This is a genomic window from Hoeflea ulvae (genome assembly GCF_026619435.1).
Taxonomy (GTDB): domain Bacteria; phylum Pseudomonadota; class Alphaproteobacteria; order Rhizobiales; family Rhizobiaceae; genus Hoeflea; species Hoeflea ulvae.
This window is the reverse complement of the sequence record NZ_JAOVZQ010000001.1, coordinates 1,824,692-1,849,104: the sequence shown is the minus strand read 5'-3', so window position 1 is coordinate 1,849,104 and position 24,413 is coordinate 1,824,692. Positions and strand designations below refer to the sequence as shown.

23 protein-coding genes are annotated in these 24,413 nt (G+C 62.0%); 8 read left to right on the top strand and 15 right to left on the bottom strand.

What is annotated here, in order from left to right; genetic code table 11:
- Window positions 1–52: 52 nt before the first annotated feature.
- Window positions 53–1,363 carry a sn-glycerol-3-phosphate ABC transporter substrate-binding protein UgpB gene (gene ugpB / locus OEG82_RS08610; RefSeq protein ID WP_267612025.1) on the bottom strand — a complete coding sequence of 437 codons (1,311 nt, stop codon included), beginning with the start codon at window positions 1,361–1,363 and terminating at the stop codon, window positions 53–55.
- Window positions 1,364–1,654: 291 nt separating this feature from the next.
- On the opposite strand from ugpB, the gene OEG82_RS08605 reads away from it, so the two are divergent.
- Window positions 1,655–2,893 (top strand): urate hydroxylase PuuD, encoded by a 1,239-nt coding sequence (locus OEG82_RS08605; RefSeq protein ID WP_267614899.1) that lies wholly within the window; start codon window positions 1,655–1,657, stop codon window positions 2,891–2,893.
- Window positions 2,890–4,185, top strand: a complete 1,296-nt coding sequence (guaD, locus tag OEG82_RS08600) for a guanine deaminase (protein ID WP_267612024.1) — start codon at window positions 2,890–2,892, stop codon at window positions 4,183–4,185. Before OEG82_RS08605 ends, guaD begins: the two co-directional genes overlap by 4 nt.
- A 238-nt stretch (window positions 4,186–4,423) precedes the next feature.
- Here the strand turns inward: guaD and uraH are convergent, their stop codons facing one another.
- The 5 genes from uraH to OEG82_RS08575 form a co-directional block, all read right to left on the bottom strand.
- On the bottom strand, window positions 4,424–4,798 hold the full coding sequence (uraH, locus tag OEG82_RS08595; protein ID WP_267612022.1) for a hydroxyisourate hydrolase: 375 nt from the start codon (window positions 4,796–4,798) through the stop codon (window positions 4,424–4,426).
- 14 nt (window positions 4,799–4,812) lie between these two features.
- Window positions 4,813–5,307, bottom strand: coding sequence for an ureidoglycolate lyase (locus OEG82_RS08590; protein WP_425497563.1), 495 nt, complete (start codon window positions 5,305–5,307; stop codon window positions 4,813–4,815).
- A 5-nt stretch (window positions 5,308–5,312) separates the two neighbouring features.
- A complete protein-coding gene (uraD, locus tag OEG82_RS08585; protein WP_267612019.1) occupies window positions 5,313–5,810 on the bottom strand; it encodes a 2-oxo-4-hydroxy-4-carboxy-5-ureidoimidazoline decarboxylase in 498 nt (165 codons plus the stop codon).
- On the bottom strand, window positions 5,807–6,727 hold the full coding sequence (puuE, locus tag OEG82_RS08580; RefSeq protein ID WP_267612018.1) for an allantoinase PuuE: 921 nt from the start codon (window positions 6,725–6,727) through the stop codon (window positions 5,807–5,809). The genes uraD and puuE overlap by 4 nt, the downstream gene beginning before the upstream one ends.
- Before the next feature lie 97 nt (window positions 6,728–6,824).
- Window positions 6,825–8,009 carry an NAD(P)/FAD-dependent oxidoreductase gene (locus OEG82_RS08575; RefSeq protein ID WP_267612017.1) on the bottom strand — a complete coding sequence of 395 codons (1,185 nt, stop codon included), beginning with the start codon at window positions 8,007–8,009 and terminating at the stop codon, window positions 6,825–6,827.
- Here OEG82_RS08575 and mnmC2 point away from each other — a divergent pair.
- Entirely contained in the window at window positions 8,008–8,760 is a 753-nt protein-coding gene (mnmC2, locus tag OEG82_RS08570) for a tRNA (5-methylaminomethyl-2-thiouridine)(34)-methyltransferase MnmC2 (RefSeq protein WP_267612016.1), read from the top strand. The two genes, OEG82_RS08575 and mnmC2, sit on opposite strands and share 2 nt — an antisense overlap.
- Here mnmC2 and OEG82_RS08565 read toward each other — a convergent pair.
- Window positions 8,747–12,592: a PAS-domain containing protein gene (locus tag OEG82_RS08565; RefSeq protein WP_267612015.1), complete on the bottom strand. Its 3,846-nt coding sequence runs from the start codon at window positions 12,590–12,592 to the stop codon at window positions 8,747–8,749. The genes mnmC2 and OEG82_RS08565 overlap by 14 nt on opposite strands.
- A gap of 251 nt (window positions 12,593–12,843) precedes the next feature.
- Here OEG82_RS08565 and OEG82_RS08560 point away from each other — a divergent pair, with 251 nt between their 5' ends.
- On the top strand, window positions 12,844–14,442 hold the full coding sequence (locus OEG82_RS08560) for a trimethylamine methyltransferase family protein (RefSeq protein WP_267612014.1): 1,599 nt from the start codon (window positions 12,844–12,846) through the stop codon (window positions 14,440–14,442).
- On the opposite strand, the gene OEG82_RS08555 is transcribed toward OEG82_RS08560, so the two are convergent.
- Together OEG82_RS08555 and OEG82_RS08550 are read right to left on the bottom strand one after the other, a co-directional pair.
- Window positions 14,443–14,955: a GNAT family N-acetyltransferase gene (locus tag OEG82_RS08555; RefSeq protein WP_267612013.1), complete on the bottom strand. Its 513-nt coding sequence runs from the start codon at window positions 14,953–14,955 to the stop codon at window positions 14,443–14,445.
- Between the two features lie 68 nt (window positions 14,956–15,023).
- Window positions 15,024–15,911 (bottom strand): DMT family transporter, encoded by an 888-nt coding sequence (locus OEG82_RS08550; protein ID WP_267612012.1) that lies wholly within the window; start codon window positions 15,909–15,911, stop codon window positions 15,024–15,026.
- Window positions 15,912–16,191: 280 nt separating this feature from the next.
- Between OEG82_RS08550 and OEG82_RS08545 the strand changes: the two genes are divergently transcribed.
- From OEG82_RS08545 to OEG82_RS08530, 4 genes are read left to right on the top strand one after another with little or no spacing between them, the layout of a single operon-like run.
- Window positions 16,192–17,586 (top strand): circularly permuted type 2 ATP-grasp protein, encoded by a 1,395-nt coding sequence (locus tag OEG82_RS08545; protein WP_267614898.1) that lies wholly within the window; start codon window positions 16,192–16,194, stop codon window positions 17,584–17,586.
- Between the two features lie 2 nt (window positions 17,587–17,588).
- A complete protein-coding gene (locus OEG82_RS08540; protein ID WP_267612011.1) occupies window positions 17,589–18,533 on the top strand; it encodes an alpha-E domain-containing protein in 945 nt (314 codons plus the stop codon).
- 4 nt (window positions 18,534–18,537) lie between these two features.
- Window positions 18,538–19,332: a transglutaminase family protein gene (locus OEG82_RS08535; protein ID WP_267612010.1), complete on the top strand. Its 795-nt coding sequence runs from the start codon at window positions 18,538–18,540 to the stop codon at window positions 19,330–19,332.
- 37 nt (window positions 19,333–19,369) lie between these two features.
- Window positions 19,370–20,104, top strand: coding sequence for a proteasome-type protease (locus OEG82_RS08530; RefSeq protein WP_267612009.1), 735 nt, complete (start codon window positions 19,370–19,372; stop codon window positions 20,102–20,104).
- Window positions 20,105–20,116: 12 nt separating this feature from the next.
- On the opposite strand, the gene ureG is transcribed toward OEG82_RS08530, so the two are convergent.
- The 6 genes from ureG to ureC form a co-directional block, all read right to left on the bottom strand.
- A complete protein-coding gene (ureG, locus tag OEG82_RS08525) occupies window positions 20,117–20,749 on the bottom strand; it encodes an urease accessory protein UreG (protein ID WP_267612007.1) in 633 nt (210 codons plus the stop codon).
- Window positions 20,746–21,402 carry an urease accessory protein UreF gene (locus tag OEG82_RS08520; protein WP_267612005.1) on the bottom strand — a complete coding sequence of 219 codons (657 nt, stop codon included), beginning with the start codon at window positions 21,400–21,402 and terminating at the stop codon, window positions 20,746–20,748. Before OEG82_RS08520 ends, ureG begins: the two co-directional genes overlap by 4 nt.
- Complete coding sequence (locus OEG82_RS08515; protein ID WP_267612004.1) at window positions 21,399–21,617, bottom strand: DUF6434 domain-containing protein; 219 nt, start codon at window positions 21,615–21,617, stop codon at window positions 21,399–21,401. Before OEG82_RS08515 ends, OEG82_RS08520 begins: the two co-directional genes overlap by 4 nt.
- Window positions 21,610–22,125, bottom strand: a complete 516-nt coding sequence (locus OEG82_RS08510) for an urease accessory protein UreE (RefSeq protein ID WP_267612003.1) — start codon at window positions 22,123–22,125, stop codon at window positions 21,610–21,612. The genes OEG82_RS08515 and OEG82_RS08510 overlap by 8 nt, the downstream gene beginning before the upstream one ends.
- A 9-nt stretch (window positions 22,126–22,134) precedes the next feature.
- Complete coding sequence (locus OEG82_RS08505) at window positions 22,135–22,584, bottom strand: host attachment family protein (protein ID WP_267612002.1); 450 nt, start codon at window positions 22,582–22,584, stop codon at window positions 22,135–22,137.
- Window positions 22,585–22,672: 88 nt separating this feature from the next.
- Entirely contained in the window at window positions 22,673–24,385 is a 1,713-nt protein-coding gene (ureC, locus tag OEG82_RS08500; RefSeq protein WP_267612001.1) for an urease subunit alpha, read from the bottom strand.
- Window positions 24,386–24,413: the final 28 nt, after the last annotated feature.

The window sequence follows — 24,413 nt, the reverse complement described above, 5'->3', positions numbered from 1 at the left end:
ACCGGGAAGAGAAAACCGGCGGAGCCGCAAGGGCGCCGCCGGATCAGTGCAGTTAGCGGTTGGCCTGCTCGAAGCGACGCAGCAATTCGTCACCGCGGGAGACGGCCGAGTCGAGCGCGTCCTTGGCGGATTTCGCGCCGTTCCAGACACCTTCGAGTTCCTCATCGATGATGCCGCGGATCTGGTCGAAATTGCCCAGGCGCAGTCCCTTGGAGTTGCCGGTCGGCTCCTTGCCGGTCATCTGGATGATCGAGATGTCGGTGCCGGGGTTCTCGTCGTAGAAGCCGGAGGCCTTGGTGGCTTCATAGGCCGCCATGGTGATCGGCAGGTAACCGGTGTCCTGATGCCATTTGGCCTGGATGTCGGAGCTCGACAGGAAGTTGAAGAAGGCGGCGACGCCCTTGTACTCTTCCGAAGTCTGGCCTTCCATCACCCACAGGGATGCACCACCGATGATGGTGTTTTGCGGGGCGCCTTCGACATCGCTCCAGTAGGGCAGCGGCCGGATGGCGAAGTCGAACGTGGCTTCGTTCTTCACACCGGCATAGCCGGCCGAGGATTCGGTGAACAAAGCGCATTCACCGGCGCGGAACGGTGCGCCGCCTTCGTTGCGACGGCCCGAATAGATGAACTTGCCGTCCTTGGCCCACTGGCCGAGCGTGTCGATGTGCTTGACCTGAACGTCGCCGTTGAAGCTCAGCTCGGTGTCAACGCCGGCAAAACCGTTCTCTTTCGAAGCAAAGGGAACATTGTGGTAGGCGGAGAGGTTTTCGAGATGAACCCAGCTCTGCCACGCGGTGGTCAGCGGGCACTTGTTGCCCGATTCCTTCAGTGCATCGAGCGCGGTTCCGACCTGCTCCCAGGTCGACAGATCCATCTCCGGATCAAGACCGGCTGCCGTCAAGGCGTCCTTGTTGACGTAGAGAACCGGTGTGGACGAGTTGTAGGGCAGCGACAGCATCTGGCCTTCGGTGGTGGTGTAGTAACCGGCCACGGCTGCAAGATAGACCGATTGGTCGAACGGCAGGCCTGATTCGGCCATGACTTCATAGACCGGCTTGATGGCGCCCTTGGCGCCCATCATGGTGGCGGTGCCGACTTCGAACACCTGCAGAACGTCAGGCTGTTCGCCGGCGCGGAATGCGGCGATGCCGGCATTGAGCGTTTCGGAGTAGTTGCCCTTGTTGGTGGCGACCACGACATAGTCGGACTGGGACGCGTTGAACTTGGAGACCTGCTCGTCGAGAAGCTCTCCCAGGCGTCCGGTCATTGCATGCCAGAAATCGATCTGGGTGGCGGCGCTGGCTGGCGCAACGCCCGACATCAGTGCGGCGACGACGCCGGCGGCGATAAACTTTTTCATGTAAACTCCTCCCAAAGTGGGAAACGCGTGGAAACGAACGTAACCCGAAAGGGAAACGTAACCGCAGCGGTTCTAGCGCGCAATTGAAAACAGCTATGTGACAGTGGCTGTGGAAAACGAACCTCAGACGAACTTCCTGATATCTCCGGGCAATCAGGTCGATTATCAGGGAAAACCGGGAACTGATTAAATTCGCGCGGCGCCAAACCGGGCTTTTCATTCAGCTCCGCATTGCGCATCATGTGCACTGCAAAATAAACACCAAGTGCGAGGGCGCCGATGTCCGATTTTCTGTACGAGTACCCAGTCTTTTGGGAATGGATCAGTTTTGCCGTGCGCTGGCTGCATGTGATCACGGCCATCGCCTGGATCGGATCATCGTTTTATTTTATCGCGCTCGATCTCGGCCTGGTTCAGCGGCCGGGCCTGCCGGTGGGCGCTTACGGCGAAGAATGGCAGGTCCATGGCGGCGGTTTCTATCATATCCAGAAATACCTGGTGGCGCCGCCGAACCTGCCCGAGCACCTGACCTGGTTCAAATGGGAGAGCTATGTCACCTGGCTGTCGGGTTTCGCCATGCTGTGCGTGGTTTATTATGCCGGTGCCGAGCTCTACCTGATCGACGTCAATGTGCTGGATGTCAGCGCGCCGGTCGCAATCGGCATTTCGGTGGCCTCGATCGTGTTCGGCTGGATCATCTATGATCTCTTGTGCAAATCGCCGATCGGGCAGAACACCACCGGGCTGATGCTGGTGCTGTTTGCGGTGCTGGTGGCGATGGCCTGGGGCTATACGCAGGTGTTCACCGGCCGGGCGGCGCTTTTGCACCTGGGCGCGTTCACCGCGACCATCATGAGCGCCAATGTGGCGATGATCATCATCCCCAACCAGAAGATCGTGGTGGCGGATCTCAAGGCGGGCCGCACGCCGGACCCGAAATATGGCCGGATTGCCAAGCAGCGCTCGCTGCACAACAACTATCTCACTCTGCCGGTGATCTTCCTGATGTTGTCCAACCATTATCCGCTGGCATTCGCCACGCAGTGGAACTGGCTGATCGCAGCGCTGGTGTTCCTGATGGGCGTCACCATCCGCCACTGGTTCAACACCGTGCATGCGCGCAAGGGCAAGCCGCACTGGACCTGGGCTGCGACCGTGGCGCTGTTCATCGCCGTGATCTGGCTGTCGAGCCTGCCGCGCACCGACGAGGTGATCGAGGAAGCCTCGCTGGCACCGGTCCAGCAGCGCTTTGTCGACAATGTCCATTTCGAAGCGGTGAGCGAAACCATCATGGGGCGCTGCTCGATGTGCCATGCAGCCGAGCCGTTCTGGGACGGGATTGCCCATGCGCCCAAGGATGTAAGGCTCGAGACGGCCTCCGACATCGCCCGTCACGCCCGCGACATCTATCTGCAGGCCGGACGCAGCCATGCCATGCCGCCAGGCAACATCACCTATGTCGAGCCGGAAGAACGCGCGCTGTTCGTCGCCTGGTATGAATCAACAATTGCCGGCGGAAACACTCAATGACAGCCAGACTTCTGCGCGGACGCACGCTCAGCTTCAGATCGAGGCCGCAAGCGCGGGACGACCATGCCAGCTATGTCTACGAGGAAGACGGCGCGGTACTCGTCGAAAACGGGCGGATCTCGGCCTCCGGCGCCTATGGCGACGTGATGGCCAGGGCCCCCGCCGGCATCGAGATCATCGACCACCGGCCCTTTCTCCTGATGGCCGGGTTCATCGATCCGCATATTCATTTCCCGCAGATGCAGGTGACGGCGAGCTATGCGGCCAATCTGCTGGAGTGGCTCAACACCTATACCTTTGTCGAGGAACAGCGCTTTGCCGACGCGGCGCATTCCGCCCGCTTTGCCTCCCTGTTCTTCGATGAACTGCTGCGCCATGGCACCACCACGGCCGCGGCCTATTGTTCGGTGCACAAGGGCTCGGCCGACGCCTATTTCGCCGAGGCCAGCCGCCGCAACCTGCTGATGGTCGGCGGCAAGGTGATGATGGACCGCAATGCTCCGCCAGCGCTTACCGACACGCCGCAATCGAGCTATGACGACACCAAGGCGGTGATCGCGGACTGGCATGGCAAGGCCCGCAATCATGTGGCCATCACGCCGCGTTTCGCCATCACCTCGACGCCCGAACAGCTCGAAGCAGCTGGCACGCTGGCGCGCGAGCATCCGGATCTGCTGATCCAGACGCATCTGTCGGAAAACGACGCCGAGATCGCCTATACGCTGGAGCTCTACCCCGAGGCGCTGGACTATACCGATGTCTATGCGCGGCACGGGCTGCTGACCGACAGGATGCTGCTCGGCCACGCCATCCATCTGTCCGACCGGGAAATGGCGGCAATCGCGGAAGCCGGATCGGTTGCGGTGCACTGCCCGACCTCGAACCTGTTTCTCGGCTCAGGCCTGTTCGATCTCAAGCGGATCAGGCAACATGGCATACGCACCGCCATTGCCACAGATATCGGCGGCGGCTCAAGCTACTCGCTGCTGCGCACACTGGATGAGGCCTACAAGATCCAGCAATTGCGCGGTCACCGCGTGCCGCCGATCGAAAGTTACTGGCAAGCCACCCTCGGCAATGCCGAGGCGCTGGGGCTTTCCGACCGGATCGGCACGCTGGAGCCGGGAACCGATGCCGACATCATCGCGCTGGACGCCGGTGCGACGCCGGCAATGCGGATCAGGATGGAAACGGTGGGGACGCTGGAAGAGGAGCTGTTCCTGCTGCAAACCCTGGGCGACGACCGTTCGGTGCGCCAGGTCTATGTCGCCGGAGAAGCGGTTCAGGACTGAGGCGGCGAATAATTTTCGCGCTGTCACATTATTGTCTTAACCCTTCGTTAAGACTGTTCCTGCAAGCTGTGTATCAGCAGTGGTCTTTTCGAGGATCACTTATAAGTCGCGTGAGCACGGATGTACTGCCACGCGGCTTTCGCTTTTTCCGGACCGGACAAAGTTCCGCCCCCTCCCCGAGACAGCTCACCTTGACGTCCCGCCCGGCGGCGGGACCGGACGATGTGCTGCCCCTGCGTCAGCTGCCGCGATAGGTCGAATAGCCATAGGGCGAGATCAGCAGCGGCACGTGGTAATGGGCACCGATATCGGCAATGCCGAAGCGGATCGGGATCGTGTCGAGAAAGGCAGGTTCCGGCAAAGGATCACCCGCGTAGCGCAGATAGTCGCCTGCGTGAAACACCAGCTCATAGACGCCGGCAGCAAGTTCGGAACCCGACAGCAGCGGGGCATCGACGCGGCCGTCGGCATTGGTGTGGACGGTCTTGACCAGATGATGGGTCACCCCCTCGATGCGCATCAGTTCGATCGCCATTCCGGCGGCCGGGCAGCCACGGGCGGTGTCGAGTACATGGGTGGTCAGGCGTCCGGTGCCAAGCGGTTGAGCGGACATGGGCGTCTCCTTGGTCAGGTTGGGTCCATGATCATGTAAGCCTGATCATAGCTGAATTCTTCCAGATTGCTGCCGTCGCCTTCCCGGTCCATCACCAGAAAGTCGCTTGGCGCTCCCACCGCGATCAGCGGGTGGTGCCAGACATTGCGGGCATATTGAACCCCGACATGGCCGGCAACGGCAAAGGCGCGCGGGCTGCCGGGGCGGCCATTCTCATCCGGTGCGACCACCGCGATCCAGGGCCGCGGGGTGAGTGGGAAAAAGGCCTGGCTGCCCAGCGGATGGCGCTCCATCATGTCGACGGCATAGGGAAAGCTGCGCGGCTGGCCGCGAAACAGTGACAGGATGGTGCGGCCGCCCCCGGTTTCGGTGTCGGCCATGGCCAGCGCATGAAAGCGTTCGGTGGTGCCGCCATTGATCATCCGGATTTCGGCGGCGCCGGTGTCCAGCACCGTGCCGAAAGGCGCAAAGGCGTCCGCGGTCAGGGGCTCGAGTTCAAGCTTCTGCATCGCGCTCATTCTTCTGCCAGCAGCGCTGCCACACGGAAACCGGCGATCCGCTCGACCTGAGCGCAGGCGGTTTCGAATTCGGTTTCAGGGTCATTGTCGACGCGGGCCTCGAAGGCGGCAAGGATGCTGTCCTCGGTGTGGCCCTTGACCGCGATGATGAAGGGAAATCCGAAATCGCGCATGTAGCGGCTGTTGAGTTCGGTGAAGCGGGCATGGTCTTCGGGGCTGAGGCGGTCAAGCCCGGCTCCGGCCTGTTCCGACCGCGATTCCTCGGTCAGATCTCCGGCGATCGCCAGCTTTCCGGCCAGATCCGGGTGGGCGCGCAGCACGCCCAGGCGCTCGTCATGGCTTGCCAGACGAAACTCGGCACAGAGCGCCTCATGCAGCGCCTCTGCCTCGAGCGGTTCGGCAATCCGGCCATGATCGAAAGCCCGCTCGGCGATCCATGGCGAATGCTCGAACACGCCGCCAAACTTGGCGATGAAATCATTGCGGTCCATCATGTCTTCTCCGGATGGTGGTGTTCGTGCCAGTGATTGGCAATGTCGATGCGGCGGGTCACCCAGGCCTTGTCATGCGAAGCGACATAATCGAGGAACCGCGCCAGGGCGGCAGCACGGCCCGGACGGCCGGCCAGGCGGCAATGCAGGCCGACCGACATCATCTTCGGACTGCCCGCCGCCCCTTCGGCCATCAGCACATCGAACGTGTCCTTGAGATAGGCAAAGAACTGGTCGCCGGAATTGAATCCCTGCGGCGTGGCAAAGCGCATGTCGTTGGCATCAAGCGTATAGGGCACGATCAGGTGATGGCCGTTCGGACCCTCGAGCCAATAGGGCAGTTCATCGGCATAGGAATCGGCAGAATAAACAAAACCGCCCTCCTCCATGACCAGCTTCAAGGTGTTGACCGACGGCTTGCCCTGATAGATGCCGAGCGGGCGCGAGCCGGTCACCTCGGTGTGGATCCGGACGCATTCGGCGATGTGGCGGCGTTCTTCCTCTTCCGAAAAATCCTTGTATTCGAGCCAGCGCAGCCCGTGGCTGGCAATCTCCCAGCCGGCTTCCCTCATGGCCGCGACGGCGTCCGGGTTGCGCTGCATGGCCAGCGCCACGCCATAGACAGTGACCGGCATGTTGCGCTCGGTGAACATGCGCCAGAGCCGCCAGAAACCGGCGCGCGACCCATATTCATAAAGCGATTCCATGTTGGTGTTGCGCTGCCCCGGCCAGGCCTGCGCACCGACGATTTCCGAGAGAAGATTTTCCGACGCCGGATCGCCATCGAGAATGCAGCTCTCGCCGCCCTCCTCGTAATTGACCACGAACTGAACCGCGCAATGGGCCGCCGACGGCCATTGCGGATCAGGCGTGGTGCGGCCATAGCCAATCAGGTCGCGGGGATAGGATGGTGTGGTCATGGATCTGTCCGTTTCAATTCAGCGCGAACGGTACCAGCATCACTTCAAATGTCGAGAGCCGGACTTTGAAGAAAATCAACAAGCAGTCGCAGCGAAATCAACCGGTTGAGGTTTTGCCGGCGGCTTTGGCGGCGTGATGCTCGACGGAGAAACTTGCGGGTGTCTCCGGCCCCTGCGTTCCGGTGATTCCGGACACCAGGACATCGGCCATGCGGTGGGCGATTCCGAAGCTGATCTTGAAGCCGCCCGCCATGGCCAGCACGCCGGGTGCGCCGGGCACCGGCCCAAGCATCGGGTCGCGGCCGATGGCGCGCGGGCGCACACCGGCCCAGCGCCGGATCACCGGCGCGTGCTTGATCACCGGACACAGTCTGCGGGCGCGCTTGATGACAAGATCGAGAGCCTCGTCGGTGCCGGTCGGATCGTCATAATCGCGTTCGCTGGTGGAGCCGACCGCGACATGGCCGTTTTCATGCGCAATCACATAGAGGCCGTCCTCATAGACCACCGGCAGATCCGGATAGGTCCTGGCGTCCAGAAGTGCCGCCTGCCCCTTCACTCCGCTTCCAAGCGACTGGGACGGCAGCCCGGCGGCACGCGCGATCAGCGGAAAAGCATCGACACCATTGGCCAGCGCCACATGGCCATAGCTGACGACGGACCCGTCGGACAGAGTTGCCGTACGACCGGCCGGACTGACCTCCACCACGCTTGTTTCCAGGCGCAGATCGACATTCGGCATCATCGCGATACTGGTGAGCAGCGCGCCGAGCAGACCGGGTGGCGAAATCCGAGCCGAGAGCGTTTCATGAACCGTGCCGTGCGGGGCCGCGAGGATGTCGGGCCAGTTGTCGATCTCGGCGGTGTGCTTCACCTCGTAGCGGAAGGCGTCGCCCCAGTTGAGCTGCGCCTCCCCGACCCGGGCGAGCTCCGCAGTTCGCGCCCGCTCCGAGGTCAGCGGCAGCAGGCGTCCGACACGGCGGTAGCCGCAATAGGCCCCGGTTTCCGATTCAAGCCGTGCAACTTCATCTTCGAGATCGACCAGGGCGCGGAACTGGAAGTCCTTCTTGCCATTCCAGCGCTCGGGACTGTGCGGCATCAGGGCGCCGAGAAATCCGCCGCTGGCGCCGCCACCGGGATTGCCGCGTTCGACCAGCATCACCGACAGGCCGGCGCGCGCCGCCTTCACCGTCAGCCACAGGCCCGCGACGCCGGCTCCGGCGATCAACAGATCCGGAGCGGCTTGACCGGCATGCACCACACCGCTATCGGCAATACCCATGATCGACCCCCATGACCCGGAAAACGACGACGCCCCACAACCAAGGCCGCTTTCCTGGCTGGAAGGCGATATGCCCTATTCCGAGGAATTTGGCGACTTTTATTATTCGCGTGCCGATGGCCGGGCCGAATGCCGTCATGTCTTTCTGGAGGGAAACGACCTGCCCGCGCGGTTTGCCAGCCAGCCGTCGCTGGTGATTGCAGAGCTGGGTTTCGGCACCGGGCTCAACTTCATCGAGACCTGGTCAGCCTGGGAAAAAGCGGCGCCCGAAGGGGCGCGGCTGGCGTTCCATTCCTTCGAATTGCGACCGCTGCAGCGCGACGACATGCGCCGCGCGCTGTCGGCCTGGCCCGATCTCGGCGACAAGGCCTCACGCCTGATCACGGCCTGGCCGGATCAGCCCGAAGGCGACATCACGGCGGAGTTTCGCGCCGGCGGCAGAATGCTCAACCTGCATGTGCACACCGGCCCGGCGCTCGACCGGCTCGGCGATGTGAAGATCGAGGCGGACGCCTGGTATCTCGACGGGTTTTCGCCATCTCGCAATCCAGAGATGTGGTCTGAAGAGCTGTTGCGCCTCCTCGCCGGGCGGACAGCGGCGGGTGGAACATTTTCAACCTATTCGGCGGCGGGATGGGTGCGGAGGAACCTGAAGGCTGCGGGTTTCGTGGTGGAAAAGCGCCCGGGACACGCCAGCAAGCGCGACATGAGCGCAGGCCATCTGCCCGGCCTTGTGATCAGCCTACGGTGATCCGAGCGGCGATTTCCTCCGGCATCCATTCGCGGATCTTTGCCTCGAGCTTTTCCGGGCTGATCGGCTTGGACATGTAATCATCCATGCCGGAGGCCAGGCAGCGCTCCTTGTCGCCGGTCAAGGCATGGGCGGTGACGCCCACGACCGGTGTGTGACCGAGCTCCGGATCCTCGGCTTCGGCCCGGCGAATTGCCTCGGTGGCCTGATGTCCATTCATGACCGGCATCGACACATCCATCAGGATCAGAGCCGGGCGCAGTTCCTTCCACATGTCAAAGGCGCTGCCGCCATTGTCGGCAATCCTGTAGGTCACGCCGAGACCATCAAGGATCTGGGTGAACACGATCTGGTTGACCTCGTTGTCTTCGGCGACAAGCAGGTCAAGCTTGCAGGCCGCGGCCGGTGACTGCACCACGAGCTTGAGCTTGTCCGGCGCACAGTCCCGGGCGGCTGCGGGCTGCGCGACTTCCGCAGGAGAAACCGGTTCGACCGTGCGGGTTTTGCCGGAAGACTGAGCGGCTGCCTGCAGAACCTGGACAAGCGTTTCCAGCAGCATCGAAGAGCGGGCGGGCTTCATCAAGGTCGACTGCACCAGGCCCTTGCGGATGTCGGTGTCCGATGACTTGATGTCCATCGAGGTCAGCATGACGATCGCTGGCGCCTTGTCGCCGTGACGCTCGCGAATGGCGCGCGCGGTCATCACCCCGTCCATGTCCGGCATGTGATAGTCGAGAATGATCGCGTCCACCGGCACGTTGAACTTTGCCGCAGCCGCGAGCACATCGAGGCCTTCCTGTCCGGAGACGGCGGCGCATGCGTCAAATCCCCAGGCGCTGAGCTGCTCCTTGAGGATGGAGCGATTGACGGCATTGTCGTCGATCACCAATATCCGGGCGCCGGACACATCGACCGGCGCGCTGCGGACCGGAACGGTGTCGTGATCAAGCTGCATGCTGATTTCGACGATGAACATCGAGCCTTCGCCCGGTGTGCTTTCGGCCCGGACCGTGCCCTTCATCAAATTGACCAGCCGCGAGGTGATCGCCAGTCCCAGCCCGGTGCCCTCGTGGCGGCGGGTCGAGGAATTGTCGACCTGGGAGAACTTGTCGAACACTGCCTCCAGCTTTTCCTGCGGAATGCCGATCCCGGTGTCCTTGACCTGCAGTTTCAGGTCGATCCGGTCGGCCTGGTTGCGCACGCCGGTGAGCTCGATCAGCACGTGACCGTTCTCGGTGAACTTGATCGCGTTTCCGGCAAGATTGGTGATGACCTGGCGGATCCGGCCCATGTCTCCGACAACCCGGGTCGGAAACTCGGGATCGATGCGCACGATCAGTTCGATGTCCTTTTCGCTGGCCCGGCTCGAAATCAGCGTGGCCACGTCCTCGATGGTTTCGCGCAGGTCGAACGGCGCTTCCTCGAGCACCAGCTGGCCCGCATCGATCTTCGAGAAATCGAGAATGTCGTTGATGATCGTCAGCAGGGCATTGCCGGACTTGACGATGATGTCGGTGAAGGTGCGTTGGCGGGTGTTGAGCTCGGAGCGCGACAGCAGTTCCGCCATTCCGAGAACCCCGTTCATCGGGGTGCGGATCTCATGGCTCATATTGGCGAGAAATTCCGACTTGGCGCGGTCGGCGATCTTGGCCTTTTCCAAGAGCTCCTTGAGTTCGACTTCGCGCATCTTGGCTTCGGTGACATCGGTATAGGTGATGATCATCCGCGAGCCTGCCGTCGGCTTCGCGTCAATTCTGAGCCAGCGGCCGTGCGGCGCCTTGAGTTCTCGCGAATGCGCTGACTGCTTCTCGTGCTTCTCCAGAATCCCGGCAATCGTTTCCGAGACATTCTCGTCCGAAACATAGTCACCGCGATCCTTGCAGTAGGTGAAATAGCTTTCCATGGTGTTGCCGGGCTCGACCACTTCAGCCGGCAGATCGAGCATGTCGCGGAAGGCGGCATTGGAAAATTCGATGATGCCCTGGCGCGTCACCAGCAGACCTTGCGCCATGGTGTCGGTCGCGCCGCTGAGCAATTCGCTGGCCTGCTCGACTTCAGAGCGGGCGAGATCGAGCTCGTGCTCACGCTGCTTGAGTTCGGTGATGTCGAAATAGGACACCATCCTCTTGCCTTCCGACAGCGCCCGGACCGAATAGATCACAGTCCTGCCGTCGGCGCGCTTGAACTCGCGCGGCTCGACATAGCCTTTGCGGATTTCCTCGAGCCTGCTTTCGACATAGGCGTCGAAATCCTCGTCGGCGACATTGTAGACGCCCTTGTACCGGTTGATGTCTATCAGGTCCCGAAAGGCCGCACCGATATAGGAATCCTTCGCCTCGATCTTCCAGATCCTGAAGAACGCGTCATTGACCAGTTCGACCCTGTCGTTCCTGTCGACGACCGCCACCCCCATATGCATGGCATCAATCGCGCTTTCGAGATCCGAACGATTGAGTTCCGCAAGCCGGCGGGTCTCGAAAATCTCGTCTTCCCTGCGCTTGATTTCGCTGACATCCAGCGTCGTTCCCAGCAGATGCCGGCGTCCGAAAGGATCGGTGATGCCGACCTTCCTGTCGATCAGGACAAGCGGCTCGCCATTGGCCTTGTTGAGCTCGACTTCGCTCTCGATGATGTCCTGCCCGCTCATCACCTTGGTGTCGACATCGCGCAGTGCCTGGCCCTGTTCGCCGAACAGGGTGAAGTCGTCCTGGCCGATCACATCCTCGGCAGCAAGTCCGGTCAGATCGCTGTGGGCGCGATTGACATAGGTGTAGCAGTAGTTCTCGTCCTTGACGAAGCTCGAGACCGGCATCTCGTCGAGTATGGCGCGGAACATCTCGTTCTCGGCGGCCTGTGCCTTGAGCGCGAACTCGCGTTCCTTGAGCTCGGTCACATCGACGCGCAGGCCGAGCACGTAACCGTCGTCAAGCTTGCGGTTGACCATGCGGATCCAGCGGCCGTTCTTGAGCTGCTCGACTGTCGCCTTGCCGAATTCCCGATGCAGGGCGAGGCGTTTTTCGATCCAGGCGGTGCGTGCGGCCGGCTCGTCTTCGGCGCTTATGTGACAGGCGGTTTCCAGCGTCGAGCGCACGGTCTTGCCGACCGGCAGCATGAAATCGGGGGCGGTGAGCGAATCCATCGCCGGATTGACGTAGAGCAGCACGTCCTGCGGGTCATAGAGGACCACGCCGACATCCATGCAGTCGAATATTTCGTTGAACCGGTTGAGAAGCGACATGTCGGCGGCATTGGTGCTGGCGTTGAACGAGTTGCGGCCCTCGTCTTCAACAGAGCTCACCAGCGCAAGGGTTGAATCGGCGTTTGACTGCGGCGGCGGCGGATTGGCGTGCACGGCTGCCGGCTCCGCCATTTGGGCGGTGGCTGCTTGCGGATCCATCCCGGCAGGATGTGCCGGCGCGGTGATCGCGTCCGGCTCGTGCCGGTGTCCGGTCTCGAAGCGGACGCCGGCAATCGGCTCGAAACGTCCCAGGATAAAGGTCTTGCCGGAGGACTGGCGGTGCCGCTGAATCCGCACCCGGTAGCGTCCGCCCTGCAAGGGGTGCGCAAACAAGGCGACCTGGTCCTTGCCGAAGACAAGGCTGCGGCGCTCCTTTTCGTCGCGGTCATTCTGCTCGACTGAATCGAAATGCTGGTGGCTCTGCTGGCCGACAAGGGATTTGGGTTCGCAGTCCCAAAGCGCCGCATAGGCGGCATTGACCGCGACGTAGCGAAGCTCGGAATCCTTCAGGAATGCCGGATTCGGGTCGTTTTCGACCTGCGCGCATGCAGCAATCAGTGCCTCGTCACTCCCGATGTTGTCAACGTCAGCCACTCGGCAGTCCTTATCGACGAAAATTTGACCTGTCTCACCACCCGTTACATCGCATGTCGCCATTGAAGAAAGAGTTAACCATGAGAGCTAAGCATTCGGGCTGGCCATCCATCAGCCCGTGCCAGTGCGCGGTGCAATTTGCCTCTTGTCGAGACTTGCGGGAACGACTGGCCCGGCATAGCGTCAGTCAACACAGGCCAGCGATCGAGCCAGATCCGGCGGAAGGCGACAACACGACGGAGCCAGGTCCCATGAGCAGCATCGACGACATCGTAGCCGCCGCCATCGAAAACACCGCCGGCTCGCCCGAACGGCGCAGGCGCGCCGGAGGCGGACGCGGCGGTGATCGCGGCAAGGGCAGGAAGAGCCCGGTGACCCTGCGCTACCGCTCGATCCTCAACAGCCAGGATCCGTCGCTGCTGCTGTCAGAAGAGGGACTTGAAGCCATCCACGACGCCTCGCTGAGCGTGCTTGAACAGATCGGCATGGATTTCATGCTCGAAGAGGCGCGGACCCGGCTCAAGGCCGCCGGCGCGCGCATTGAGGCCGGCAGCGAGCGGGTGCGGATGGATCGCGGACTGGTCATGGATCTGGTTGCCCAGACGCCGGGGCCGTTCACGCTGCATGCCCGCAATCCGGAGCGGAATGTCGAAATCGGCGGCCGCAACATGGCTTTCGCCCAGGTCGCCTCAGCGCCCTATTGCTCGGATCGCGACAATGGCCGCAGAACCGGCACCCAGGAAGATTTCCGCAATCTGGTCAAGCTGGCGCAATCCTTCGACATCATCCACATGAATGGCGGCTATCCGGTCGAGCCGACCGATCTGCATGCGTCGGTTCGCCACCTCGATTGCCTGTCGGACATGATCAAGCTGACGGACAAGCCGTTTCATGCCTATTCGCTGGGCAAGGAGCGCAATCTTGATGCACTCGAGATCGTCCGCATCGGCCGCGGCCTGACCGCCGGGCAGCTGGAAGCCGAGCCATCGCTGTTTACGATCATCAACGCCTCCTCGCCGTTGCGCTATGACGCGCCGATGCTGCAGGGCATCATCGAGATGTCGTCGCGCAACCAGGTGGTGGTGATCACGCCGTTCACCCTGGCGGGCGCCATGGCCCCGGTAACCATTGCCGGCGCCCTGGTGCAGCAGAACGCCGAGGCGCTTGCGGGCATCGCCTTCACCCAGCTGGTGCGGCCCGGCTCGCCGGTGGTCTATGGCGGCTTCACCTCCAATGTCGACATGAAATCGGGCGCACCCGCCTTTGGAACGCCGGAATACATGAAGGCGGTGATCGCCGGCGGGCAGCTGGCGCGCCGCTACGGGGTTCCCTATCGCACCTCCAACACCTGCGCGGCCAACACGCTGGATGCGCAGTCGGCCTATGAATCGATGATGTCGCTGTGGGCGGTGGTCCAGGGCGGCGGCAATTTCATCATGCATGCAGCGGGCTGGATGGAGGGCGGCCTGACAGCGTCGTTCGAGAAATTCATCATGGATGTCGACATGCTGCAGATGGTGGCCGAATTCCTGGCGCCGATCGACACCAGCCCGGATGCGCTGGCCATGGACGCGATGGCGGAAGTCGGGCCCGGCGGTCATTATTTTGGCACCGCACACACGCTGTCGCGCTACGAGACGGCGTTCTACTCGCCGATCCTGTCGGACTGGCGCAACTTCGAAAGCTGGAGTCTGGCCGGCCAGCCCACCACCTATGATCACGCCAACCGGGTCTGGAAGGACACGCTGGCAAATTACGAGGCGCCGCCGCTGGATGAAGCGATCGCAGAGGAGCTCGACGCCTTTGTCGCCCGGCGCAAGACCGAGGGCGGTGTGCCGACGGATTTCTGATCAGGCTGGAGCTGCAATCATCCGCACCGAGGCAAGGCCGACATCGCCTGGAAAATCGATGGTGAAATGCTCGATGACCCGAAAACCGAGCCGCTCGTAGAACGGCACGGCCTGCAGCGAAGACCAGGCTTCCATGCGCGAACATCCTTGATCGCGGGCCTGGGAAAGGCAGGCGGTGTAGAGCGCCCGACCCACCCCCTTGCGCAGATGATCGGGATGAACGGCGAAATGGCGGACATGTCCGCATCCCGGGGTCACCCGGCCGGACGTGCCCGGAGCCGCAAGGCTCCACCCGCCACAGCCGGCAAGCTCGCCATCGGCTAGTGCCACGAAGAAGCGACCTGAGGACAGAAGCTGCGGTTGGGCGCGCGTCACCAGCGGCAACAGGATTTCGAGATCAGACGCCGCATAATGGCCCTGCCACAGGCGGGTGTAGCTGGCAGTCAGAACCGCCGTGACATCCATTTCATCGGCCGCAGTCGCCAGCCTGACCTTCAACGCAGATTCCTGCACGTCTCTCTCCAGCCCTTGATCCGGCACACTCTACCGCTTCAAGCGAAAAGACAGAACCGTGCAAAGAATTAAACGATCACGCGGACCTTGCGGTTGGTGAGCCAGACACCGAAGACGACGATCAGGGTGCCGATGACCATCGGCAGTGTCAGCGCTTCGCCAAACAGAAACCAGCTTTCGATGGCGACTGCGGGCGGCACCAGATAGGTCAGCGAGGCGGCGCGCGAGACCTGGCCGCGACGGATCAGATAGAGCAGCAGCATGATCGAGACCAGCGACAGTCCCAGCACCGACCAGGCCATGGCCAGCACCGATTGCAGGTTCCAGACAATGGTCATCGGCTCGATCAGAAACGCCAGCGGCATCACCACCAGGAACCCGCCGACATATTGCAAACCGGCGATGGCGCGCAGATCGCCTTCCTGCAGATACCGCTTCTGGTAAATGGTGCCGAGCGCTACCGAGCCCATGGCCGTGACATTGACCAGCAGCGGGATCAGGGCCGTCTGCAGCATGGCGGGGTCGAGTTCGAGCAACCCCGGCACGATGGCAACGCTGAGCCCCGCGAAACCGAGCAGAATGCCAAGCCGTTGCATGGCGGTCAGGCGCTCGCCGACGATGAAGGGCGCGGCAAGTGCCGTCAGCAAGGGCTGCAGCGCCGCAATCAGGCCCGATACCGACGCCGGAACGCCCTGATCGATCGCCCACCAGACGCCGCCGAGATAGAGGCCGTGCAGCAAAACGCCGGACGCCACCGCATGCAGCCAGCCGGCGCGCGTCGATGGCCAGGCGGCCCGGCTGACTATCGTCAGGATGAAGAACAGGCTGGCGGCAAGCGTGAAGCGCCAGCTCAGAAAGGTCAGCGGATCGGCATGGGGGCTGGCATATTTGGCAACGATCCAGCCCGTCGACCAAAGCAGGACAAACAGCGCGGGGGCCAGACGATCAAGTGTCATGGAAATGGAGCCTGATTGATTCAGCGCAAGGAATGCCGCTTTGCAGGGAGGGTATGGTGGCAAGCGATAGACCCGGTCCCGACGATGCGCAAGCCTGTTGTCGAAGCCGTCGGAATCAATCCGCCAGATCGCCCGAAACTGCGACCTGATCGCAACAGAGACCAAAAAAATGCTGTCTTCGAAGCCGTGCAGAGAAATCCTGCATGGTTCTTGCTTTCTTCAACCTGATGCGATCTTATAACCTCCAAATGGGAGCGCGAAACACTTGCCTTTCGATGAAATGCTGACTGCGGACGGCCTTCCGCGAGCACCCTACGAGGGGTACTTCAAATGGCATTCGGAACAGAAAAGCTCGGATCTGTTCAAGAAGTCGCGGGACGCGGAAAACATCTTTCGCAAGACCGGCATCACCTTTGCCGTTTACGGCAAGGGAGACTCCTCCGAACGGCTCATTCCCTTTGACATCGTGCCGCGCATTATCTCCGGCTCCGAGTGGCGAAAGCTGGCGCTGGGGATCGAGCAGCGGGTGATGGCGCTCAATGCCTTTCTCGACGACATCTATCACAAGCAGGAAATCATCAAGGCCGGCCGCGTTCCGCGCGCGCTGATCGAACAGAACGATGCGTTCCTGCCCGAGATGATCGGCATGCGCCCCCCGGGCGGGGTCTATACCCACATCATCGGCACCGACATCGTGCGCACCGGCGAAGGCCAGTTCTACGTTCTGGAAGACAATGCCCGGACACCTTCGGGCGTCTCCTACATGCTCGAGAACCGCGAAACCATGATGCAGATGTTTCCCGAGCTTTTTCACCTCAACAAGGTGAGGCCGGTCGAGAACTATCCGAAACTGTTGCGCCAGAGCCTGGCAGCACTGGCTCCTCCCGGCTGCAGCGGCAAGCCGAGGATCGCCGTGCTCACACCGGGCATCTTCAATTCCGCCTATTACGAGCATGCCTATCTTGCCGACCAGATGGGCGCCGAGCTGGTAGAAGGCTCGGACCTGCGCGTGATCAACGGCAAGGTGGCGATGCGCACCGTGCAGGGCTACGAAGCCATCGACGTGCTCTACCGCCGGGTTGACGATGACTATCTGGACCCTCTGACATTCCGTCCGGATTCGACGCTCGGCGTTCCCGGGATCATGGATGTCTACCGCGCCGGCAACATCACGATCGCCAATGCGCCCGGCACCGGGATCGCCGACGACAAGGCGATCTATTCCTACATGCCAGAAATCGTCGAGTTCTACACCGGCCGCAAACCGCTTCTGGAGAATGTGCCGACCTATCGCTGCTCGGAAGCCGATACGCTCAAATATGTGCTGGAAAACCTGGCCGACCTGGTGGTCAAGGAAGTCCATGGATCCGGCGGTTACGGCATGCTGGTGGGCCCGGCTGCAAGCAAGCGTGAACTGAGCGATTTTGCCGCCAAGCTCAAGTCGCGGCCGAGCAACTACATCGCCCAGCCGACACTGTCGCTCTCGACCGTGCCGATCCTGACCAAGAAAGGACTGGCGCCACGGCATGTGGATTTGCGGCCCTATGTTCTGGTTTCGAACAAGGTTCAGATCATTCCCGGCGGCTTGACCCGGGTGGCGCTCAAGGAAGGCTCGCTGGTGGTCAATTCCAGCCAGGGAGGCGGCACCAAGGACACTTGGGTGCTGGAGGATTGAACATGCTGGGAAGAACCGCAAACGGCCTGTTTTGGATGTTTCGCTATATCGAGCGCGCGGAAAACACCGCACGCCTGATCGATGCCGGCCTGCGCATGGCGCTCACGCGCATGGACGGGCAAGAGGAAGACTGGGAATCGGTGCTGCGCAGTTCCGGCGTGTTCGGCGGCTACTGCGCTTCCAACGAGGAAGTGACCAGCGCTGATGCGGTCAACTATCTGCTGCGCGACAAGTCGAACCCGTCAAGTGTGCTCTCGGCCATCGAATCGGCCCGCAACAATGGCCGGATGGTGCGCACGGCGTTGACGCGCGAAGCCTGGGAAGCAACCAATGAATGCTATCTCGACATCAAGGCCAAGCTCTCGCGGCGTGTGTCGAGCGCCGACATGCCTGCGATCATCGACACCATCAAGCAGCGCACCGGCCTGATCCGCGGCGCGTTTCACGGAACCATGCTGCGAACCGAACGCTACAATTTCTCGCGCATCGGCACCTTCATCGAGCGCGCCGACAACACATCACGCATTCTCGACGTGAAATATTACGTGCTTCTGCCCGCAAGCTCCTATGTCGGCTCGTCGCTCGACAATGTGCAATGGGAATCAATCCTCAGATCGGTTTCGGCGCACCGCTCCTATGGCTGGGTCTATGACGACGATTACAAGCCTTCAAACATTGCCGATTTCCTGATCCTCAATGGCCGCATGCCGCGATCGCTGGCCTATTGCTATGACAAGATCAATGCAAACCTGTCCTATCTGGAACGGCAATACGGCAAGCGGACGTCATGCCACGAGACGGCTGCGGCGACGCAAGGGATGTTGCGGGAACGGGAAATCAAGGAAATAATGGATACGGGCCTGCACGAATTCCTCCAGGGTTTCATCAGCCAGAACAGCCGGGTTGCTGCCGAGATCGCCGAAGCCTACCGGTTCTACCAGGACTGATTCCATGCTGCTTAAAATTTCCCATGTGACCGAATACGCCTATGCGAGCCCTGTGCGCTACGCCTTGCAGCGGCTGAGACTGACACCGCAGGACAGCCAGCTGCAAACCGTCAATTCCTGGTCGATGCAGGTCGAGGGCGGCGCTGTCGAAGCGCAATATGTCGACCATTTCGGCAATGTGGTCGAGCTGGTGAGCGCCAGCCGCGACACCGAAGCGATCCGGGTGGTGGCGACGGGTTCGGTCGAGACCTATGACAAGATCGGCGTGTCGGGACCGCATCGCGGCTACATGCCGCTGTGGCTCTACCAGCGGGAATCGGCGCTGACCAAACCCGGCAAGATGATCCGGGAACTGGCCCGCGGCGTTGCCAAGGGAGAGCCGCTCGAGCAGCTGCACGGCCTGATGAATTCGCTGCATCAGGCGATGGCCTATGTGCCGGGCGCAACCCAGACCCAGACGATCGCCGAAGACGCGCTCGCCTCGGGAAAAGGTGTGTGCCAGGACCATGCCCAGACCTTTGCCGCGGCAGCCCGGGTGCTGGGCTATCCGGCCCGCTATGTTTCGGGCTACCTGATGATGGAAGAAACTCCGGACCAGGCGGCCAGCCATGCCTGGGCGGAAGCCCATGTCGACGGGCTCGGCTGGGTCGGCTTCGATCCCGCCAACGACATGTCGCCCGATGACCGCTATGTGCACATTGCCTATGGCCTCGATTACAAGGACGCCGCGCCAATTTCGGGCATTCGCACCGGAACCGGTGAAGAACAGCTTGCAGTCCGCATCACAGTGGAGCAATAGATTCGCCGAACTCATTTAACGGGCGGATTCGCTGATCATGACCTATTGCGTCGGACTACGCCTCAACAAGGGCCTCGTGTTCATGTCCGATACACGGACGAATGCGGGTGTCGACAACATTTCGACCTTTCGCAAGATGTACACCTGGTGCGCGCCGGGCGACCGGTTGATGACGATCATGGCGGCCGGCAATCTGGCAACGACCCAGACGGTTGTCAGCATGCTGGAAGAGCATTCCAAGGCCGCCGAGGACCGGCAGCCGAGCATCATGAAGGTGCCTTCGATGTTCGAAGTCGCCCGGCTGATCGGCGAGACCGTGCGCGAGGTGATCAAGACCGCGTCGGACAACGGGCATCAGAGCGAGTCGACATTCAGCGCCACCTTCATTCTCGGCGGTCAGGTCGCAGGCGGCGCCATGCGCATGTTCCTGATCTATCCGGAAGGCAATTTCATTGAAGCCACGGATGACAATCCCTTCTTCCAGATCGGCGAGCACAAATACGGCAAGCCGATCCTGGTGCGCGCCTATGATCCCGACATGAGCTTCGAGATGGCGACGAAGCTGCTGTATGTGTCGTTTGATTCGACGCTGAAATCCAACCTGTCGGTGGGACTTCCGCTGGATCTGCAGTTTTACGAGCTCGACAGCCTGACCAGGGGCTACGAGAAGCGCGTGGTCGCCACCGATCCCTATTACAGCAAGATTTCGGACGGCTGGTCGGACGCGTTGCGCACGGCCTTCAACAGCCTGCCGGATTTTACCCGCGACTGAGCAGCCTGCAATCTATTGTGCAGCGGACGCCGTACGCAGACCTCCGGCCTCTTCGATGAAGGCGACGACGTCTTCAATGCCGGTGCCGCGGCGCATGTCGGTGAACAGATGCGGGCGGCCCTTGCGGCCTGCGGACGCATCGCGTTCCATCACCGCCAGATCCGCCCCGACATGGGGCGCCAGATCCATCTTGTTGATCACCAGAAGATCCGAGCGGGTGATCGCCGGCCCGCCCTTGCGCGGGATCTCCTCGCCCCGGCACACCGAAATCACGTAGATGGTCAGATCGGCAAGGTCAGGCGAAAAGGTGGCCGCGAGATTGTCGCCGCCGGATTCGATGAAGATGATGTCGAGATCCGGGTGGCGCTCGTTGAGTGCATCGATGGCGCGCAGATTGAGCGACGCATCCTCGCGGATCGCCGTGTGCGGACATCCGCCGGTCTCGACGCCGACCACACGGTCGGAGGGCAATGCCTGCATCCGCACCAGCGCCTCGGCGTCCTCGCGGGTGTAGATGTCATTGGTGATGACCGCGATGGAATGGTGCTCGCGCATCGCCTTGCAAAGCTTGTCGGTCAGCGCGGTCTTGCCGGAGCCGACAGGGCCGCCGATGCCGACGCGCAAGGGGCCGTTGGATGAGGTCATGACAAAAACAACCGTGGTTCGAGGGTCTCGTGGTTCATCGCGGCAATATCGGCGATGAAGGCCGCGCCGCCAAGGTCTTGCAGGGTCGAGAGGGCGGCGCGTTCGGCGGTCCGTTCGATCACCGGTTCCAGGCCGGCAAGCACATGGGCCGCGCCCTGCTGACCGGTAACCGACAGCCTTATGGCGCATTGCAGCTGGTTGGAGGCGAAAGCGTGCAGATAGGCGCTGGCAGTCATGCGCGGATCAATCTGCTCACACCCCGCCGCGACCCCGACAGCAACCGGCAGCGGCGTGTTGCGGCCGGGCATGACACTGCGCGTCACCCAGGGCGTCACGGCCTCGATGAAGGAGGTGCCCTGGTTGAGGGTTTCGTCAAGCCGCTCCTGCCCGACGCACAGGGCCATGCAGAGGCTGGAGGTTTCCTTTATTGCCTGCGCATCGCCCGCGGACCGGTGGGCTTCCACCAGGATCACCGCGTCGTTCCACAGCGTGCCCTGGGTGATCTGCACAATGACCCAGTCTTCAAGCGAGCTGCGATCATGCACGTGGCCGGCCTGGACGGCCTGTTCGAGACCTGCGGAATAGGCAAAGCCGCCGACCGGAAACACCGGTGACAGCCAGCTCAACAGCTTGAGCAGCGCTGTCGTGGTCATTTGTCAGCCTCGCGGCGCTGCCATTCCGCCACCGCATCCTGCATGGTTGCACCCTGGTGGGATTTCATCCAGGCCATGAAAGGCCGGTCGAACTTGAAATGATCGCCGATCGCCGCCTTGAAAAAGCGGCGCACGTTCTGGGTGTTGCGGTAGTCGGCATCGATCAGTGTCTCGTTGGTGATCGGGTCGCTGTGCCAGTCGCGCCGGTCAGTCATGACTGTGCTCCGGGTGGCCGTGCGCGTGGGCATGATCATGCGCCTGGTGGTGATGCGCCGAATGCGCCCCGCCATAGGCGCCGCCTTCGGGATCGAAGGGCGCCTCGATGTCGGTGACCGAGGCGCCAAGGCCGAGGAGCATGTCGCGGATCACGTGATCGCGTCTGAGCCGGATCGTTTCCGTGGTGATCTCGGCTGCCAGATGGCGATTGCCGATCTGCCACGCAAGCGACAGCAGGTGGCGCGGGTCGCTGCCCCTGACCTCCATCAGTGCTTCAGGCACGGCATGCACCTCGATGATCCGCCCGTCATCAAGCACCAGCCCGTCGCCGTGGCGCAACAGCCGCGCCTGAGGCAGATCGAGCAGGAAGGCAATGGTCTCCCCGTTTTCCAGCCGGTCCGAGACCATGCGCATGCGGCGTCGGTGCCGCGCGGTTTCATCCAGCGTGATGCTGGCGACAGGGGTGTCAAAATCCCTTGTGACTGACGTGACCGTCGGCAGATGCATGCATGCTCCCTATCCGAAAAGCAGTTTCTCGATTTCGGGCACCGGGTGCCCCGTCAGGTCCTTGGCGACCTCCGCAACAAGCCTGCTCGACACCGCGTTGGAAAGAGACTTGCGCAACTCACCCATGACCAGTGCCGGCGCAACGATGACGATTTGCGAGAAATGGCCGGCCTGGGCGCTGTCGTCGAGCCTGGACGCGATCTGGCGGGCGAATTCATGCTTGGCCAGGCGATGCCAGTCGGTCTCCTGCACAGCGCTGCGGTGCGCGCCGCCTATGCCATCGGACAGGCGTCCGGGGCGGTCCTCACCTTGCACGGCGGTTTTCGGGTTTGCCTGTTCGAAACCGCTGAAGACCCGCAATGCCGGTTTGTCCGGTGTGCCGCTGTTGACCAGAAACAGCGCTTTCTCGCCATCGGCGACCACAACCCATCCCTTGTGCTTCAGTCTGATACCGGACATTGAACCCTCCTTCTCGTTATATCAGAGATCAATATAGCATCATCCTGCCGCAGCACGGCTTGACGAGGATCAAGGGGCGGCAGAGCGATCAAAACAGGAAATATCTCTGCGCCATCGGCAGCACGGTGGCGGGTTCGCAGGTCAGCAGCTGGCCATCGGCGCGAACTTCATAGGTTTCCGGATCGACCTCGATATGCGGCAGGGCATCGTTGAGCATCATCGAGGTCTTGGAAATGCCGCCGCGGGTGTTCTCGACGGCTTCCATCTGCTTGGCGGTTCCGAGCTTGTGCGCCAGGCCATCCTCGATTGCCGCCTGGCTGACGAAGGTGACCGAGGAATTGGTCCGCGCCTTGCCATAGGCGCCGAACATCATGCGGTAATGCACCGGCTGCGGCGTCGGGATCGAGGCATTGGGGTCGCCCATCGGCGCCGCCGCAATCATGCCGCCAAGCAGCACCATGTCGGGTTTGACGCCGAAAAAGGCCGGGTTCCACAGCACCAGGTCTGCGCGCTTGCCGACCTCGATCGAGCCGATATGCCTGGAAATGCCCTGGGCGATGGCCGGATTGATGGTGTATTTGGCGATGTAGCGGCGGACGCGGAAATTGTCGTTGTCGCCGGTTTCCTCGGGCAATGGTCCGCGCTGGCGCTTCATCTTGTCGGCTGTCTGCCAGGTGCGGATGATCACCTCGCCAACACGGCCCATGGCCTGGGAATCCGAGGCGATGATCGAAAACGCGCCGATGTCGTGCAGGATGTCTTCGGCCGCGATGGTCTCCTTGCGGATGCGGCTTTCGGCAAAGGCGATGTCCTCCGGAATGGCGCTGTCGAGATGGTGGCAGACCATCAGCATGTCGAGATGCTCGGCGATGGTGTTGACCGTGTAGGGCCGTGTCGGATTGGTGGAGGACGGCAGGACGTTCTTCAGTCCGCAGACCTTGATGATGTCAGGGGCATGGCCGCCGCCGGCACCTTCGGTGTGGAAGGCGTGGATGGTGCGGCCCTTGATCGCGTCGACCGTGCTTTCGACAAAGCCGCTCTCGTTGAGCGTGTCGGTGTGGATCATCACCTGGACGTCGTACTGGTCGGCAACCGACAGGCAATTGTCGATGGCGGCAGGCGTCGTGCCCCAGTCCTCGTGCAGTTTGAGCGCACAGGCGCCACCAAGGATCATCTCTTCGAGAGCTGCAGGCCTGGACGCATTGCCCTTGCCCGAAAGGCCGATGTTCATCGGAAACGCATCCATGGCCTGGATCATCCGGCCGATGTGCCAGGGGCCGGGCGTACAGGTGGTGGCCAGAGTGCCGTGCGCCGGGCCGGTGCCGCCGCCGAGCATGGTGGTGAGCCCGCTCATCAGCGCTTCCTCGATCTGCTGCGGGCAGATGAAGTGGATATGGCTGTCAAATCCGCCGGCGGTGAGGATTTTGCCTTCGCCTGCGATCACCTCGGTGCCGGGTCCGACAATGATGTCGACACCGGGCTGGGTGTCGGGATTGCCGGCCTTGCCAATGGAAGCGATGCGGCCATCCTTCAATCCGATATCGGCCTTGAAGATGCCGGTGTGATCGACCACCAGCGCATTGGTGATCACCGTATCCACCGCGCCGTCGGCCCGGGTGACCTGGCTCTGGCCCATGCCGTCGCGGATCACCTTGCCGCCGCCGAACTTGACCTCCTCGCCATAGGTGGTGAAGTCCTTCTCCACCTCGATGAAGAGTTCAGTGTCGGCAAGCCGCACCTTGTCGCCCACGGTCGGGCCGTACATGGCGGCATAGGCGGAACGGGAAATCCTGGCAGGCATGGGCGATCCTCGGTTTGTTCAAACTCTC

Excerpts from the sequence above, each read along its gene's own strand:
- uraD (WP_267612019.1), bottom strand. The coding sequence starts at position 5,810 with ATGATGGACCGCAATGATTTCATCGCCAAGTTTGGCGGCGTGTTCGAG.
- OEG82_RS08515 (WP_267612004.1), bottom strand. The coding sequence starts at position 21,617 with ATGACTGACCGGCGCGACTGGCACAGCGACCCGATCACCAACGAGACA.
- OEG82_RS08545 (WP_267614898.1), top strand. The coding sequence starts at position 16,192 with ATGCTGACTGCGGACGGCCTTCCGCGAGCACCCTACGAGGGGTACTTC.
- uraH (WP_267612022.1), bottom strand. The coding sequence starts at position 4,798 with ATGTCCGCTCAACCGCTTGGCACCGGACGCCTGACCACCCATGTACTC.
- puuE (WP_267612018.1), bottom strand. The coding sequence starts at position 6,727 with ATGACCACACCATCCTATCCCCGCGACCTGATTGGCTATGGCCGCACC.
- OEG82_RS08535 (WP_267612010.1), top strand. The coding sequence starts at position 18,538 with ATGCTGCTTAAAATTTCCCATGTGACCGAATACGCCTATGCGAGCCCT.
- OEG82_RS08530 (WP_267612009.1), top strand. The coding sequence starts at position 19,370 with ATGACCTATTGCGTCGGACTACGCCTCAACAAGGGCCTCGTGTTCATG.
- OEG82_RS08590 (WP_425497563.1), bottom strand. The coding sequence starts at position 5,307 with ATGCAGAAGCTTGAACTCGAGCCCCTGACCGCGGACGCCTTTGCGCCT.
- ureC (WP_267612001.1), bottom strand. The coding sequence starts at position 24,385 with ATGCCTGCCAGGATTTCCCGTTCCGCCTATGCCGCCATGTACGGCCCG.
- mnmC2 (WP_267612016.1), top strand. The coding sequence starts at position 8,008 with ATGATCGACCCCCATGACCCGGAAAACGACGACGCCCCACAACCAAGG.
- OEG82_RS08560 (WP_267612014.1), top strand. The coding sequence starts at position 12,844 with ATGAGCAGCATCGACGACATCGTAGCCGCCGCCATCGAAAACACCGCC.
- ureG (WP_267612007.1), bottom strand. The coding sequence starts at position 20,749 with ATGACCTCATCCAACGGCCCCTTGCGCGTCGGCATCGGCGGCCCTGTC.
- OEG82_RS08550 (WP_267612012.1), bottom strand. The coding sequence starts at position 15,911 with ATGACACTTGATCGTCTGGCCCCCGCGCTGTTTGTCCTGCTTTGGTCG.
- OEG82_RS08520 (WP_267612005.1), bottom strand. The coding sequence starts at position 21,402 with ATGACCACGACAGCGCTGCTCAAGCTGTTGAGCTGGCTGTCACCGGTG.
- OEG82_RS08510 (WP_267612003.1), bottom strand. The coding sequence starts at position 22,125 with ATGCATCTGCCGACGGTCACGTCAGTCACAAGGGATTTTGACACCCCT.
- guaD (WP_267612024.1), top strand. The coding sequence starts at position 2,890 with ATGACAGCCAGACTTCTGCGCGGACGCACGCTCAGCTTCAGATCGAGG.
- ugpB (WP_267612025.1), bottom strand. The coding sequence starts at position 1,363 with ATGAAAAAGTTTATCGCCGCCGGCGTCGTCGCCGCACTGATGTCGGGC.
- OEG82_RS08540 (WP_267612011.1), top strand. The coding sequence starts at position 17,589 with ATGCTGGGAAGAACCGCAAACGGCCTGTTTTGGATGTTTCGCTATATC.
- OEG82_RS08505 (WP_267612002.1), bottom strand. The coding sequence starts at position 22,584 with ATGTCCGGTATCAGACTGAAGCACAAGGGATGGGTTGTGGTCGCCGAT.
- OEG82_RS08575 (WP_267612017.1), bottom strand. The coding sequence starts at position 8,009 with ATGGGTATTGCCGATAGCGGTGTGGTGCATGCCGGTCAAGCCGCTCCG.